Below are 14,192 nucleotides of genomic sequence, written 5' to 3' on the forward strand. Positions count from 1 at the left end.
ACACTGCATATCGTCGGCAGCGTCAGATGTGTATAAGAGACAGCGGCGGGTGGGCGGGGTAGGCAGCGGGCGGATGCTTCTGCATGGCACGACAGTGCGTTGCGGCCCGGGCGTCCCGGTAGCCGTGCCGGGGGCGGCCCTGTTGAAAATCCCGCGCGGTTGAAGCTCTGAACGGGTGTGCGACGGCAGGGGCCGCTACGTTCCCGCCGCCACCCGCTCCAGCAGCGGCCGTACGACCCCGCTGGCGCGGACCGCCCGCAGCCGGCCCCGCATCCGGCGCAGCGCGTCGGTCACCCGCGCCGATTCCAGCTGCGGTACGGCGTCCAGCACCTCGTGCCAGGCGGCGCAGGCCCGCTCCAGATGCCCTTGGCCCAGGTGCAGTTCGGCGAGCCGGGCCGCCGTGACGGCCCGGGCCCGGCGCTCCGCCGCCGGCCGGTGGCGCAGCGAGGCGCCGAGCGCGGCGATGGCGCCCCGGCCGTCGCCCAGCGCGGCCAGCGCCTCCGCCTCCTGGTGGCACAGCGCGGCCTGGTGGTAGTCGCCGATCGGCGCGCTCTGCCCCTCCGAGCGCTCCAGCAGCCGCTGTGCGCCCGCCAGATGGGAGACCGCGGCCCGCCGGTCCCCACAGGCGGCCTCCGCCACCGCCAACTGCCCGGTGACGAAGGCCGCTTGGAGCGTCGGCAGCCGCCCCACCTCCCGTGCGGCCGCCTGGGCGAGCTCCAGCGCCTGGGTACGGTGGCCGAGGTGGTGGGCCTGCACGCTCATCGCCCGCAGCACGGGTGCGTGGCACTGCGGATCGCCCGCTTCCCGGCCCAGCCGCAGCGCCGCCCGGTAGTAGGCCTGGGCCACCCCGTGCTGGTTGCTGTCGAAGCACAGGAACCCGGCGGTGTAGGCCAGCCGGGAGGTGGCGCCCAGCAGCCGGTGGCGTACGGAGGGCGGCGCGCCGGCGCGCAGCCAGGGGGCGACGGTGGTGGCGAGGTACGCGGTCAGGGCGGGCCGGGCGAGGCCGCTGCCGAACATCATGTCGGCGTTGCGGAAGACCGGGAGGACCGCCTCGGCGGCCCGTACGTGGTCCTGCCCGATCCGTGCCCCGGTGCGCGTGCCCGCCGCCTCCGGACCGGCGTGCTGCCCCTCCGGCGGCCGCCAGGCCGAGGAGTACACGGGAACCTCGCCGAACGCGCCGACCCCGAAGTCCGGCCCGTTGTCCGGCAGTTGAGGGCCGAGGTCGGGGCTGGGGCCGCTCCCGGCCGCGGAGCGTTCGCGACCCCGCGGCGCGGCGGACGGCCGGGCCAGCCCGGTGTCGGCGGCGTCGATCCGGCGCCGGGTGCGCCGGCTCAGGGCCTCGGCGGCGAGGGCGACGACGTGCGCGGGCGGCCTGGTGCCCGCGAGCCAGTGGGAGACGGAGGTCCGGTCGTAGCTCAGGGTGAGGCCGGCCTCGGCTGCGACGCCGTTGACGGCCCGTGCGAAGTCCTGCCCGCTCCAGCGGGCTTCGGTGAGGAGGGTGCGGAGTCGTCCGTTGGGGTCACGCTTCGCCATCCAGAACCGCCCAACTCGTACGTGTGTCCAGCGCTTCAACACGATCGGAGATTCAACAGGGTGGGACAGGGGCCCGTGTACCCGGTGGGGCCGCCCTGCCTCTAACTAAGACGTGTGCACACGGTGGCCCCCGGTCACACCGGGTGTGCGTGGCGTGCGGGAGCACAGCGGATCACACACAAGCGGGGCCACTCCTTCCGATCAACCCCGTACACGACGAACGCGACCGTCACCGACGCCGCATCCGGAGCCGGGAAGACCGGCCGACCAAGGAAGACGCCCAAGGAAGACGCCCGAGGAAGACCGACCGAGGAAGACCGACCGAGAGGACGTTCCGTCATGTCTGTCGACCCGACGACCGAAGCCGGCGCCGCCGCACCGCAGACCCGCTCCGCCCGCCAGAGCCTCAGTACCGACGCGGCGCGGAACCTGGCCACCACCACCAAGTCCGCCCCGCAGATGCAGGGCATCAGCTCCCGCTGGCTGCTGAAGATCCTGCCGTGGGTCCAGACCAGCGGCGGCACGTACCGGGTCAACCGCACGGTCAGCTACACCCTCGGTGACGGGCGCATCAGCTTCGTCAAGACCGGATCCGAACTGCGGGTCATCCCGCCCATGCTGCGCGAGCTCGGCATGCTGCGCCACTTCCCCGACGACGCGGTCGTCAAGTCGATCGCGGACCGGTTCGTCAAGGAGGAGTTCCGCAAGGGCGACGTGATCGTCCGCCGCGGCGAGCCCGTCGACAAGATCTACCTGATCGCCCACGGCCGCATCGAGCGGCTCGGCGAGAGCGCGTACGGGGAGGAGGCCAGCCTCGGCGTCCTCAGCGACGGCGACCACTTCGGCCACCACCCGCTGCCGGACGCCCGCTGGGAGTTCACCGCCCGGGCCCAGACCGACGTGGTGACCATGACGTACAACCGCGGCAACTGGGACGAGGCGCTGAGCCGCTCCCCCGCCCTGCGCCGGCACGCCGAGGCCTATCTGGAGGCGGAGCGGGTCGGCCGCAAGGGCAGCGAGGCCGTGGACCTGTCGGCCGGCCACACCGGCGAGGTCATGCTGCCCGGCACGTACGTCGACTACGACCTGAGCCCCCGCGAGTACGAGCTGAGCGTCGCCCAGACCGTGCTGCGCGTGCACACCCGCGTGGCCGACCTCTACAACCAGCCGATGAACCAGTCGGAGCAGCAGCTGCGCCTGACCATCGAGGCCCTCAAGGAACGCCAGGAGAGCGAGCTGGTCAACCACCCGGAGTTCGGGCTGCTGCACAACGCCGAGTACGAGCAGCGGATCTACGCCCGCACCGGCCCGCCCACCCCCGACGACATGGACGACCTGCTCAGCCGGCGGCGCGGCTCCCAGTACTTCCTCGCGCACCCGCGCACGATCGCCGCGTTCGGCCGCGAGTGCAGCCGGCGCGGCCTGTACCCGGCCTCCGTCGAGTTCCAGGGGCACATGATGCCCGCCTGGCGGGGGGTGCCGCTGCTGCCCTGCAACAAGATCCCGATCACGAAGGAGCGGACCAGCTCGATCCTGGTCATGCGCACCGGCGAGGACAACGAGGGGGTCATCGGACTGCACCAGCTCGGCCTGCCGGACGAGTACCAGCCGGGGCTGTCCGTCCGCTTCATGAGCATCAACGAGCAGGCGATCGTCTCCTACCTGGTCACCGCCTACTACTCGGCGGCGATCCTGGTTCCCGACGCCGTCGGGGTGCTGGAGAACGTAGAGATCTCGCGCTTCGAGGACTGAGGGCGGCGGCCGGATGAGCAGCAGCACAGGGAGCGCGCAGCCCTTCGAACTGCCCGAGTTCTACGTCCCGCATCCCGCCCGCCTCAACCCCCACCTGGCCCGCGCCCGCGCCCACGCCCTCGACTGGGCCCGCGGCATGGGCATGCTGGAGGGCTCCGGCGTCTGGGACCAGGCCGACCTGGAGGCCCACGACTACGCACTGCTGTGCGCCTACACCCATCCCGAATGCGATGCCCCGATGCTCTCGCTGGTCACCGACTGGTACGTGTGGGTGTTCTTCTTCGACGACTGGTTCCTGGAGGTCTTCAAGCGGCGCGGCGACCGGGAGGGCGGGCGCACCGCACTGGAGCGCCTGGCCCTGTTCATGCCCGGCGCCGCGCCGGCGCACGGGGTGGGGGCGCAGGGGGCGGGGGCGCAGGGCCCGGAGCCCGGCAACCCGGTCGAGGCGGGGCTCGCCGACCTGTGGGCCCGTACCGTCCCCGGGCATTCGCCGGACTGGATCGACCGGTTCTCGCTCAGCACCCGCAATCTCCTGGTGGAGTCCCTGTGGGAGCTCGACAACATCAGCATCGGCCGGGTCGCCAATCCGGTCGAGTACGTGGAACAGCGCCGCAAGGTCGGCGGAGCGCCCTGGTCGGCGGGGCTCATCGAGCACGCGGTGGGCGCCGAGGTGCCCGCCGCCGTCTCCGGTGAACGGCCGCTGCGCGTGCTGCGCGACTGCTTCGCGGACTCGGTGCACTTCCGCAACGACCTGTTCTCGTACGAACGCGAGGTCGGCCGGGAGGGCGAACTCAGCAACGGGGTGCTGGTGCTGGAGACGTTCTTCGGGTGCACCACCCAGGAGGCGGCCGACCAGCTGAACCGGCTGCTGACCTCCCGGCTCCAGCAGTTCGAGCACACCTTCTTCGCCGAGCTGCCCCCGATGTTCGTACGGACCGGCCTGACCCCGGAGCAGGTCGTCGCGGTGCTCACGTACGCGCGCGGGCTCCAGGACTGGCAGTCCGGCGGCCACGAGTGGCACCTGCGCTCCAGCCGCTACATGAACCGGCGGGCCGGGCTGCCCTCCGGGCCCCCGGGGCTGGGCAGCGCGGCCTCCGGCCTCAAGGCGCTGCTGGGGATCACCGGCGGCGCGGACCGGCGCCGGCGGCACGCCCGCGCCCCGCACCCGGTGGGGCCGTCGGTGGTCCCGGACTTCTACCTGCCGTACCCGACGCGGCTCAACCCGCACCTGGAGGGCGCCCGCGGGCGGCTGGTGGAGTGGAACCGCGCGATGGGGATGTTCGACGAGGGCCTGTGGTGGGAGGAGAAGGCCGTCGACTTCGACTTCGCGCTGTGCTCGGCGGGCATCGACCCGAAGGCCTCGGCCGGGGACCTGGACGTCAGCGCGGCCTGGCTGAGCTGGGGCACGTACGCGGACGACCTCTATCCGCTGCGCTTCGGCGCCCCCCGCGACCTGGCCGGGGCCAGGGCCCAGGACGCCCGGCTGCGCGCGCTCATGCCGCTGGAGCCGCAGGCGCCCACCCCCGACCCGGTGAACGCGGTGGAACGGGGGCTCGCCGACGTCTGGCTGCGCACGATCACCCCGATGGCGCCGGCCGGGCGGCGCATGTTCCGGGCGGCGATGGACTCGGTGCTCGACGGCTGGCTGTGGGAGGTGGAGAACCAGGCGGCCCACCGGGTGCCCGACCCGGTGGACTACCTGGAGATGCGCCGGGTGACCTTCGGCTCGCCCATGACGGCCTCGCTGGCGCGGATGGCGCACATGGACGTCGTACCGGAGGCCGTGTACGGGAGTGCGGCGATGCAGTCGCTGGAGGCGGCCGCCTTCGACTACTCGGGGCTGATGAACGACGTGTACTCGTACCGGAAGGAGGTGGAGTACGAGGGCGAGCTGCTGAACATGCTGGTCGTGACGGAGACCTTCTTCGGCTGCGACTATCCGACGGCGCTCGGGGTCGTGAACGACCTGATGACCTCGCGGATGAAGCAGTTCGAGCACGTGCTGGGACACGAGTTCCCCGCGATGTACCGGGACTTCGGGCTGGACGCGGCGGCGCGGGCGGCGCTGGACCGGTACGCGGACGAGCTCAAGCAGTGGATGTCCGGGATCGCCACCTGGCACGCGCAGACCCGGCGCTACCGGGAGGAGGACCTGAAACGCCACCACGCGCGGCGGACCGGGGCGGTGGTGGCCGCCCTGCCCGGCGCGCTGCCCCGGGCCCCGCACCGGGCCGGGTGGGCATGACGGCGGCCGGGTGGGCGTGACGGCGGCCGGGTGGGCGTGACGGCGGCCGGGTGGGCGTGACGGCGGCCCGCGCGGGCGTGACGGCGGCCGCGGTCACGCGTGCAGGGCCCGTGCGTCCTCGGCGTGCCCCTCCGGTTCCAGCTGGAGGGTGGAGTGGGCCACGTCGAAGTGGTCGCCCACGCAGGCCTGGAGCCGGGCGAGCAGCTTCCCGTGGTCCTCGCCGCGCAGGGTCTCGGCGGCGACCACGACGTGCGCGGTGAGCACGGGCATGCCGGAGGTGACGGTCCAGGCGTGCAGATCGTGCACGGCCAGTACGCCGGGCTCCTCCAGGAGGTGGCGGCGTACGTCGGCCAGGTCCATGTCCTGCGGGGTGGCCTCCAGCAGGACGTGGGCGGCTTCGCGCAGCAGTCCGTACGCGCGCGGGACGATGAGCAGGCCGATGACGATGGAGGCGACGGGGTCGGCGGCTTGCCAGCCGGTGAGCAGGATGACCAGGCCGCCGACGATGGCGGCGACGGAGCCGAGGGCGTCGCCGAGCACCTCCAGGTAGGCGCCGCGCAGGTTGAGGCTGTGCTCCTTGGCGTCGCGCAGCAGCCACAGGCCGACGCCGTTGGCGGCGAGGCCCAGCAGGGCGACGCCGAACATCAGCCCGCCCTTGACCTCGACGGGTTCGCTGAAGCGGCGGACGGCGGTGTAGAGGACCCACACGAAGATGCCGAGGAGGAGCAGGGCGTTCAGGACGGCCGAGAAGATCTCGACCCGGTAGAAGCCGAAGGTGCGGCGGGGGGTCGGGGCACGCTGGGCGAGGGTGACCGCGCCGAGCGCGAGGGAGACCCCTACGGCGTCGGTGAGGCTGTGCGCGGCGTCGGCGAGGAGGGCGAGGCTGCCGGAGAGCAGGGATCCGACGACCTGGATCAGGGTGATCGTGACGCTGATGCCGATGGTCCAGAGCAGGCGGGCGCGGAAGGTCCCGCTGACGGTCCCGGCGGCCGCCGAGGGAGCTCCGTGGTCATGGCCCATGATCACCATCCGAGCACAGGGCGGCCGCCCCCGCCCGCCGGCGGCCCCCACCTGGGCGAATGGACAAAACAGCATCGCGTGTACAACTTATCCGGAATCCGACATTCCCCTGGCCTTCCGGCAGAACTGGCGCATAATCATCGCTACGCGGCCCGAATGAACCCTTGGCCGCGCATGGGACACGCATGCAATGGGGGGCATCGTGCCGATGAGGGATTCGGGCCGGGCCGGCACGCTGCCGGCGACATCCGACGAGCTGTCACGCCTGCTGACCGCCGTCCGGCGGGGACGGGTGCTGACGATCACGGGGCGGTTCCGGGAACCGCGGAGCCGGCTGGTGCGGGAGATCGCCGAGCGGCTGGCGTCCAATTTCTACGACGGCGCGGCCGTCGTCGCACTGGGCCGGCCCTTCGGCGTACGCGAGCTGACGGCCGCCCTGGGCTGCGTACCGGGCATGCCGTTCCTGCCGTACGGGACGACGGACCCCGTCTCGTGGCTCGCGGAGCGGGACATGCTCCTCGTCCTGGACGGCACCGAGCACCTCGCGCCGGAGGCGCTGGCCTGGCTGCGGCGCCTGCTCACTGCGGCCCCTGGGCTGCGCATCCTGGCCGCGGGCCGGTCCCCGCTGGCCTTCGAGGGGGAACGCGTCCACCGGCTCTGACCAGGGGCCGGACATGAGCGGTCCCGTCAGCCCCGGTGCTTGCGCAGGATCCGCTTCAGCAGGGACGCCCCCGCGGGGGCGGGGACGGCCGCCGGGCGGCGGGCCTGGAGCTCGGACCAGACGGCGTCCGGGCAGGGGCCCTGCGGCCGGAACTTGAGGAACCTGCGGTAGGGCACCACGCGGGGCTCGCGGCCGATCTCCACCCAGTGGGAGCGGCCGGAGAACTCGTCCCAGCCGTGGTTCGGGATCCGGATGTGGTCGCGCCGGCCGTCCTTGTCCTTGCTGGTGATCTGGGCGACCCGGGCCGCGCCGGAGCCGGTCTCCAGCACCACGCAGTAGTGCCGCAGCCGCTGTTCGGGGTCCTCCCGCAGCGGCACCATGGCCAGCCAGACCTCGCCCGGCCTGGGGCGCGCACCGATCGCCTTGGCCGCACCGGCGGCGAGTACGGCGGCCACCCGGACCAGCAACCTGTGCTTGCGACGCGCCACCCGAACTCCCCCCAGATACCGGGCGGCACGCTAACGCACCCGCCACAGGGGCGCCAGGGGCCGCCGACGGTCACTGGCGCGGTTCGGCCCCCCGCTTCCACTCCTCCACCGGCAGCCCGAGGATGACCTCGTCGACGAAGGCCCCCGCCACCCAGGCGGAGCGCCGGAGGGTGCCCTCCAGGGTGAAGCCCGCGCGGGTCGCGGCGCCGATCATGGCGGCGTTGTCGGCGAGGGTCTCCACCTGGAGCCGGTGCAGCCCGCGCACGGTGAACCCGTAGTGGCACAGCAGCTGCACGACCTCCGCGCCCAGGCCGCGGCCGCGGGAGCCGGGCAGCAGGGAGATCCCGAGGTGGCCGCTGCGGTTGTGGGTGTCGATGCCCCACAGCCCCGCGTCGCCCGCGAGCGATCCGGAGGCGGCCTCGACCACCGAGAAGAACGACGCGGTTTCGGACGGGGCGGAGGGCTCGTACGGGGAGTGGCCGGTGCTCGGGGCTATCGGACGCCACGGCCCGGCTTCGGCCCGCGAGCGCGTCGCCACGTCCTCGTACAGCCCGGCGTGGAGCACGGCTACGTCATCGGCGTGCCGGGCGCGCAGCCCGGCGAGGGTTCCCTGGATCACGGGGACTTCCTAGCCGTCGGCGGGAGCGCCCCGCAACCGGGTTTCCGGCGCACGGAGGCGGCCGCATACGGGTCCGCCCCGGTCGGCTGCTGCCGACCGGGGCGGAATCGATCAAGACGATCTGACCTCAGGCGAGGGTCGCGATCGCCTGGTTGAAGGTCGCGGACGGCCGCATGACCGCCGAGGCCTTCGCGGCGTCGGGCTGGTAGTACCCGCCGATGTCGGCCGGGGAGCCCTGGACGGCGATGAGCTCGCCGACGATGGTCTGCTCCTGCTCGCCCAGCGTCTTGGCGAGCGCCTCGAACGCGGTGGCCAGCTCGGCGTCGTCGGTCTGCTTGGCCAGCTCCTGGGCCCAGTACAGGGCGAGGTAGAAGTGGCTGCCGCGGTTGTCGATGCCGCCCAGCTTGCGGCTCGGCGACTTGTCCTCGTTGAGGAAGGTGCCGGTCGCGCGGTCCAGGGTGTCGGCCAGCACCTGGGCGCGGGCGTTGCCGGTGGTGGTCGCGAGGTGCTCGAAGGAGACGGCCAGCGCGAGGAACTCACCGAGGGAGTCCCAGCGCAGGTAGTTCTCCTTGACCAGCTGTTGGACGTGCTTCGGGGCGGAGCCGCCGGCGCCGGTCTCGAAGAGGCCGCCGCCGTTCATGAGCGGGACGACCGACAGCATCTTGGCGCTGGTGCCCAGCTCCAGGATCGGGAAGAGGTCGGTCAGGTAGTCGCGCAGCACGTTGCCGGTCACCGAGATGGTGTCCTCGCCGCGGCGGATGCGCTCCAGGGAGTACTTGGTGGCCTCGACCGGGGAGAGGATCTCGATGGTGAGACCGTCGGTGTCGTGGTCGGCGAGGTACGTCTTGACCTTGGCGATCAGCTGCGCGTCGTGCGCGCGGCCCTCGTCGAGCCAGAAGACGGCCGGGACGCCGGTGGCGCGGGCGCGGGTGACGGCGAGCTTGACCCAGTCCTGGATCGGCGCGTCCTTGGTCTGGCAGGCGCGGAAGATGTCGCCCTTGGCGACCTGCTGCTCCAGGACGACCTTGCCCTCGAAGTCGACGACGCGGACGGTGCCCGCGGCGGCGATCTCGAAGGTCTTGTCGTGGCTGCCGTACTCCTCGGCCTTCTGGGCCATGAGGCCGACGTTCGGCACCGAGCCCATCGTGGACGGGTCGAAGGCGCCGTGCGCGCGGCAGTCGTCGATGACGACCTGGTAGACGCCCGCGTAGCTGCTGTCCGGGAGGACGGCCAGGGTGTCGGCCTCGTTGCCGTCCGGGCCCCACATGTGGCCGGAGGTACGGATCATGGCCGGCATGGAGGCGTCGACGATGACGTCGGACGGGACGTGCAGGTTGGTGATGCCCTTGTCCGAGTCGACCATCGCGAGGGCCGGGCCCTCGGCGATCTCGGCGTCGAAGGAGGCCTTGATCGCGTCGGCGTCGGGCAGTGCGCCCAGGCCGTTCAGGATGGTGCCGAGGCCGTCGTTCGGGGACAGGCCGGCGGCGGCCAGGGTCTCGCCGTAGCGGGCGAAGGTCTTCGGGAAGAAGGCGCGGACCACGTGGCCGAAGATGATCGGGTCGGAGACCTTCATCATCGTGGCCTTGAGGTGCACGGAGAACAGGACGTCCTCGGCCTTGGCGCGCTCGATCTGGTCGTTCAGGAAGGTGCGCAGCGCGTCGACGTGCAGGACGGACGCGTCCACGACCTCGCCGGCCAGGACCGGTACGGACGGGCGGAGCACGGTGACGGTGCCGTCGGCGGCGACGTGCTCGATGTGCAGCACGCCGTCCTCGCGGATGACGGCGGACTTCTCGGTGGAGCGGAAGTCCTCGGCGCCCATGGTGGCGACGTTCGTCTTCGACTCGGGGGTCCAGGCGCCCATGCGGTGCGGGTGGGCCTTGGCGTAGTTCTTGACCGAGGCGGGGGCGCGGCGGTCGGAGTTGCCCTCGCGCAGGACCGGGTTGACGGCGCTGCCCTTGATCTTGTCGTAGCGGGCGCGGATCTCGCGCTCCTCGTCGGTCTTCGGGTCGTCCGGGTAGTCCGGGAGCGCGTAGCCCTGGCCCTGGAGCTCGGCGACCGCGGCCTTGAGCTGCGGGATCGAGGCCGAGACGTTGGGCAGCTTGATGATGTTGGCGCCCGGGGTCTTCGCCAGCTCGCCGAGCTCGGCGAGGGCGTCGGCGATGCGCTGGCCCTCCTCGAGGTGCTCGGGGAAGCTGGCGATGATCCGACCGGCCAGGGAGATGTCACGGGTCTCGACATTCACACCGGCCGTCGACGCGTAGGCCTGGATCACAGGCAGGAAGGAATACGTCGCGAGGGCCGGGGCCTCGTCAGTGTGCGTGTAGATGATGGTCGAGTCAGTCACCGGATGCTCCGCTCCACAGTCTGCGTCTCTCGTCTGCAACATTGCTCGACATCAAGATATCTCGTGATCGGACCGGTCCGGACAGCCCCCTGCCCGAGTCCCGGGGAGACGCGCGTCACCCTCGGCCGGCCGGGGCCCCGCCGGGCCCCGGAAACGGCGAGAGCGCCGCCCATCGGCTGTTTCCAGCCGGGGGCGGCGCTCAGGCGATCAGGCGTGCGGGCCTGCTCAGGCGTGGACGGCCTTCGGGTTCGGGCCGTACTGGTTCGGCTGCGGCTGACCCTCGGTCGCCATGAGGACGATGAGCCAGATGCCGCCGATCAGCGGGACGAAGCCGATGAACAGCCACCAGCCGGACTTGCCGGTGTCGTGCAGGCGGCGGATGGCGACCGCGAGGCTCGGGAGGAGGACCGCGAGGGCGTAGATCCCGTAGAGCAGCGGGTACGTGCCGAGCGCACCGTCGACGATGGCGAGGATGATCGCGGCGCCGAGGTTGAAGAGGAAGAACATCCAGTACTCCTGGCGGCGGGCGCGGCCGGAGAAGACGGTGTACTTCTTCAGGACGTCGGTGTAGTAGTTCATGAGTCCCCCCTGAGGACGGTTCGTCGGCCCGTCCTGCTGGAGCAAGCCGAGGCAGAACTTATGCCCCGCTTATGTACCGGTCAAGCCACTTCACAACACGGCGGAATTACCGCTTTTCCAGGGTTCACCGACCAAAATCACGGGCCTCGAAGGCCACTTGGAACCCACTGATCGCACGGGGTCACACGGGGTGACGAAACACGGGCAACAGGAACCGTTTCGTGATGCCGGCGGGCCTCCTGAGTCACCCGGCGGCAACCCCCGTACGCCCTCACCCCCGGCGGAGCACGTCCCTCCGCGCCCACATCGTTACGGCTCCGCGACCCTGTCAGCCGCTGTCACGTACACGGAACGGCGTCCCGCCCGGACCCTGGGGCCGGCACGGGACGCCGCGAACTCACCCTGAACTCACCGACCGGTTCAGCCGATGTGGAACGGGTCCCCGTAGACCTTCCAGTCCAGCGGGGTGTTGAGGTTCAGGTTGCCCTTCTTGAGGAAGACCCGCTGCGCGGTGTCGACACGGCTCGTGTCGCTGTGCGCCTCCTCCTGCTTCATCGCCCAGACGCGGGCGTCGAGGAAGGCGTTCAGCCAGGTGGTCTCGTTCCCGCCCTGGGCCGGGGGCTTGGCCTTGGACAGGGCGCGCTTGCGGATGTTGCGGAAGCTGGTGGAGTCGCCGCCGTCGCCGTGCATGACGATGGCGTCGTAGTAGATGAACTGGCCGAGCGCGGCGACCCCGTCGGACTTGCCCTGCTTGACGGCGGGGTTGAAGTAGACCCGGTCGCGCTCGTGGTCCTGGGCCTTCTTGAACTCGCTGTCCTGGGCCGCCTTCGCCCAGTCCTTGGTGAAGTTCGGGTCGAGGCCCTGGTGCGAGTCGGTGCCGTTGACCTTCCGGAGGGCCGGGAGGTACTTGGCGAGCACGTTGCCCGGCTTGACGTCGGTGTAGTACTCGACGAGGTCGAGCATGTCGCCGGTGCCGGAACAGAAGCCGATGATCCCGGCCGTGTAGCCGCGTTCGTCGTCTATGTCCTCGATGTACTTGTACTGCGCCTTCCAGTCCAGGGAGGAGTTCTCCGCACTGGAGACGATCTGCATGGCGATGTCCTTCTTCGCCGGGTCGTCGAGGCCGACCGCCTTCGCCGATGCCGCGGCGGGGGACGCGGATGCGGGCGTGGACGCGGGCGCCGCCGTCGCGTGGGCGGTCACCGGTACGGCGAGGAGCGCGCCGCCGAGCAGGGCGCTGATGGCGATCTTCTTGTGGTGGGGGGCGAACACAAGTCCTCCATGGGGAAGTTGAGGCTTGAGCGACTTCGTTAGGAAACTTTACTACCAGACGTCGAGACAGCTCAATACCCGTGCACGCCATGCGTGTTGTGCGCGATGCGGGACTCTCGGGGGTCAGAGCCAGCCGTTGCGGCGGAAGCCCCGGTGGATGGCGAAGCAGGCGAGGGCCATGACGCCGACCACGATCGGGTAGCCGTACGTCCAGTGCAGCTCGGGCATGTTGTCGAAGTTCATGCCGTAGACCCCGCAGACCATCGTGGGCACGGCGACGATGGCCGCCCACGCCGTGATCTTGCGCATGTCCTCGTTCTGCGCGACGGTCACCTGCGCGAGGTGCGCCTGGAGGATGGAGTCGAGCAGCGCGTCGTACGCGTTGATCTGGTCGGTGGCCCGGGTCAAGTGGTCGGAGACGTCCCGGAAGTAGGCGCGGACCTCCGCCGGGATCACCGGTATCGGCTGCGTGGCCAGGTGCTGGAGGGGGCGGCTCAGCGGGGCCACCGCCCGGCGCAGTTCCAGCAGTTCGCGCTTGAGCTGGTAGATCCGGCCCGCGTCGCCCCGGCCGCCGTACTCGCTGAACACCGCGGTCTCGACGGCGTCGATGTCGTTCTGCACCGCGTCCGTGACGGCCACGTAGTCGTCGACGACGTGGTCGGCGATGGCGTGCAGGACCGAGGACGGCCCCTTGGCCAGTTGGTCCGGCGCCGCTTCCAGGCTCTCGCGGACGGGGCCCAGCGTGCCGTGGCCGCCGTGCCGGATGGTGATGACGAAGTCGTCGCCGGTGAACGCCATCAGCTCGCCGGTCTCCACGACCTCGCTGGTCGCGGTGAGCTCCTCGTGCTCCACGTAGCGCACGGTCTTGAAGACGGAGAACAGTATGTCGTCGAACCGCTCCACCTTGGGGCGCTGGTGCGCGGTCACCGCGTCCTCGACGGCGAGGGGGTGCAGGCCGAACAGCTCGGCGAGCCCGGCGAGCTCCTCCCTCGTCGGTTCGTGGAGGCCGATCCAGACGAACCCGTCGCCCGTCTTGCGGACCCGCCGCAGCGCCTCCTCCACCTCGGCGCAGCCGTCCTGCCGTGCGCCGTCCACGTAGACCACGCAGTTGACCACCGCGCTTCCGAGCGGGGAGCGGGAGGGGTGGCTGAGGTCGACGGCGCGCCGGTAGCCGCGACGCACGGCCCGGCGCAGGTTGCTGAACATGGACAACGAGGTACTCCCCTTCGGCGGATCAGCGGCCAGTCTGCCACCGCCGCCGATGGGCCCCCGTCAGACCCGGTCGATGAAGACGCTCGTCGACTTCACCCGGGCCACCGCCCGTGCGCCGACCTCCAGGCCGAGCTCCTCCACCGCCTCACGGGTCAGGAGCGAGACGATGCGGTGCGGGCCGGCCTGGATCTCGACCTGGGCGTCGACGGTGCCGAGCTTCACGGCCGTGACGATGCCCGGGAAGGCGTTGCGCGCCGAGGTGTAGGGGGTTTCCTCGCCCTCGGCGGCCTCCTGGGCGGCCTGTACGCAGAACGCGGCCAGGTCCGGCCCGTCCACCATCCGCCGCGTGCCCTCGCGGCGGGTGGGGAACCGTTCGGCGTCGGCCCAGCGCCGGGCCGTATCGACGCTCACGCCGAGCAGCCGGGCAGCCTGGCCGATCGTGTAGGACTCCATACCCGCAGCTT

General features: G+C 71.5%; 12 protein-coding genes. 3 read left to right on the forward strand and 9 right to left on the reverse strand.

Annotation, left to right across the window (positions count from 1 at the left end):
• Positions 1–195: 195 nt before the first annotated feature.
• Positions 196–1,533, reverse strand: a complete 1,338-nt coding sequence (locus IF02_RS0122495; protein WP_030159672.1) for a hypothetical protein — start codon at positions 1,531–1,533, stop codon at positions 196–198.
• Between the two features lie 339 nt (positions 1,534–1,872).
• On the opposite strand from IF02_RS0122495, the gene IF02_RS0122500 reads away from it, so the two are divergent.
• Both IF02_RS0122500 and IF02_RS0122505 read left to right on the forward strand, forming a co-directional pair.
• Positions 1,873–3,285: a family 2B encapsulin nanocompartment shell protein gene (locus IF02_RS0122500; protein WP_030159674.1), complete on the forward strand. Its 1,413-nt coding sequence runs from the start codon at positions 1,873–1,875 to the stop codon at positions 3,283–3,285.
• A 13-nt stretch (positions 3,286–3,298) separates the two neighbouring features.
• Positions 3,299–5,530 (forward strand): terpene synthase family protein, encoded by a 2,232-nt coding sequence (locus IF02_RS0122505; protein ID WP_037836919.1) that lies wholly within the window; start codon positions 3,299–3,301, stop codon positions 5,528–5,530.
• 93 nt (positions 5,531–5,623) lie between these two features.
• Here IF02_RS0122505 and IF02_RS0122510 read toward each other — a convergent pair whose 3' ends face one another.
• Positions 5,624–6,559, reverse strand: coding sequence for a cation diffusion facilitator family transporter (locus tag IF02_RS0122510; RefSeq protein WP_030159678.1), 936 nt, complete (start codon positions 6,557–6,559; stop codon positions 5,624–5,626).
• 193 nt (positions 6,560–6,752) lie between these two features.
• On the opposite strand from IF02_RS0122510, the gene IF02_RS0122515 reads away from it, so the two are divergent.
• Positions 6,753–7,211 carry a hypothetical protein gene (locus IF02_RS0122515; protein ID WP_158708540.1) on the forward strand — a complete coding sequence of 153 codons (459 nt, stop codon included), beginning with the start codon at positions 6,753–6,755 and terminating at the stop codon, positions 7,209–7,211.
• 26 nt (positions 7,212–7,237) lie between these two features.
• Here the strand turns inward: IF02_RS0122515 and IF02_RS0122520 are convergent, their stop codons facing one another.
• From IF02_RS0122520 to IF02_RS0122550, 7 genes are all read right to left on the reverse strand, one after another.
• Positions 7,238–7,699 carry a type II toxin-antitoxin system PemK/MazF family toxin gene (locus IF02_RS0122520; RefSeq protein WP_158708541.1) on the reverse strand — a complete coding sequence of 154 codons (462 nt, stop codon included), beginning with the start codon at positions 7,697–7,699 and terminating at the stop codon, positions 7,238–7,240.
• Positions 7,700–7,769: 70 nt separating this feature from the next.
• Positions 7,770–8,318, reverse strand: coding sequence for a GNAT family N-acetyltransferase (locus IF02_RS0122525; RefSeq protein WP_030159683.1), 549 nt, complete (start codon positions 8,316–8,318; stop codon positions 7,770–7,772).
• Positions 8,319–8,445: 127 nt separating this feature from the next.
• Positions 8,446–10,665: an NADP-dependent isocitrate dehydrogenase gene (locus tag IF02_RS0122530; protein ID WP_030159684.1), complete on the reverse strand. Its 2,220-nt coding sequence runs from the start codon at positions 10,663–10,665 to the stop codon at positions 8,446–8,448.
• A 225-nt stretch (positions 10,666–10,890) separates the two neighbouring features.
• On the reverse strand, positions 10,891–11,244 hold the full coding sequence (locus tag IF02_RS0122535; RefSeq protein WP_030159685.1) for a DUF805 domain-containing protein: 354 nt from the start codon (positions 11,242–11,244) through the stop codon (positions 10,891–10,893).
• 420 nt (positions 11,245–11,664) lie between these two features.
• Positions 11,665–12,447: a chitosanase gene (locus IF02_RS0122540; protein ID WP_051696461.1), complete on the reverse strand. Its 783-nt coding sequence runs from the start codon at positions 12,445–12,447 to the stop codon at positions 11,665–11,667.
• Between the two features lie 192 nt (positions 12,448–12,639).
• Complete coding sequence (corA, locus tag IF02_RS0122545; protein ID WP_030159687.1) at positions 12,640–13,722, reverse strand: magnesium/cobalt transporter CorA; 1,083 nt, start codon at positions 13,720–13,722, stop codon at positions 12,640–12,642.
• 66 nt (positions 13,723–13,788) lie between these two features.
• The gene (locus IF02_RS0122550) at positions 13,789–14,181 is read right to left on the reverse strand and encodes a TOBE domain-containing protein (RefSeq protein WP_030159689.1); all 393 of its coding nucleotides are present in this window, start codon (positions 14,179–14,181) and stop codon (positions 13,789–13,791) included.
• Positions 14,182–14,192: the final 11 nt, after the last annotated feature.

It is taken from the genome of Streptomyces sp. NRRL S-244, from assembly GCF_000717915.1.
Taxonomy (GTDB): Bacteria; Actinomycetota; Actinomycetes; order Streptomycetales; family Streptomycetaceae; genus Streptomyces.